The organism is Caldisalinibacter kiritimatiensis, assembly GCF_000387765.1.
Taxonomy (GTDB): Bacteria; Bacillota; Clostridia; order Tissierellales; family Caldisalinibacteraceae; genus Caldisalinibacter; species Caldisalinibacter kiritimatiensis.
This window is the reverse complement of record NZ_ARZA01000253.1, coordinates 1-733: the sequence shown is the minus strand read 5'-3', so window position 1 is coordinate 733 and position 733 is coordinate 1. Positions and strand designations below refer to the sequence as shown.

The following is a 733-nucleotide window of genomic DNA, read 5'->3' as shown; positions in this document are numbered from 1 at the left end:
AGGTTGAGGAGGGATAATGATTAAAAAGGTTAGTTTAACTATTATGAGTGTAATATTGTTGTTTACAATTATTACAACAGTAAAAGGATTAGGTACCTTTGAATATAGTATTTGTAATAGAAAGGAATGAATAATAAATATGAAAAAAATCAAATATTTGTTCACTGTATTGATATTATATGTTTTGTTAGCAAATCTTTATCAGAATTACATATACTATCTAATTCCTTATAATCCTTTAGAAGATATCACAGATAATCCTTATAGTTGTCATTTTACCTTAAATTATTCTAATGGTGGGATAACCAATGCTAGTTATAATTTAAATACTAATACTCTTATTTTTAAATATTTTAGTGACTTGAATTTGATACCTTTAAAAGAAGAAACAAACAAAGAAGAAATTTTTGAACATGAGAATGATATACATTTTTCTTACAGGTTTAGATTTCGTCCACCAAAACTATCAACACATTATTATATAACTATTGATGAAATATGGTTAGATAATTTATCTGTTCTTTGTATTAGATCTAATAAACCGGGTTTCCATAATGGATACTATAAAATTATAGATTCCAAATTTGATTATAAGTATGTTAATGACTTAATTAATACTTGTGAAAAATAACAAAAGTGGTCTGTATTACAATTTTATTGTGATTCAGCCCACTTGTATTTGTCAAGTGAAAAATCCCCCAGAATTTAATTGAAACTTCCCCTAGTGGAGGAA

At 25.4% G+C, this 733-nt stretch carries 1 protein-coding gene; it reads left to right on the top strand.

The features are described from left to right. The first annotated feature begins 139 nt into the window (after positions 1–139). Positions 140–631: a hypothetical protein gene (locus tag L21TH_RS11315; protein ID WP_006316362.1), complete on the top strand. Its 492-nt coding sequence runs from the start codon at positions 140–142 to the stop codon at positions 629–631. Positions 632–733 lie beyond the last annotated feature (102 nt).

Coding starts and splice junctions, on each gene's coding strand:
- L21TH_RS11315 (WP_006316362.1), top strand. CDS start 140: ATGAAAAAAATCAAATATTTGTTCACTGTATTGATATTATATGTTTTG.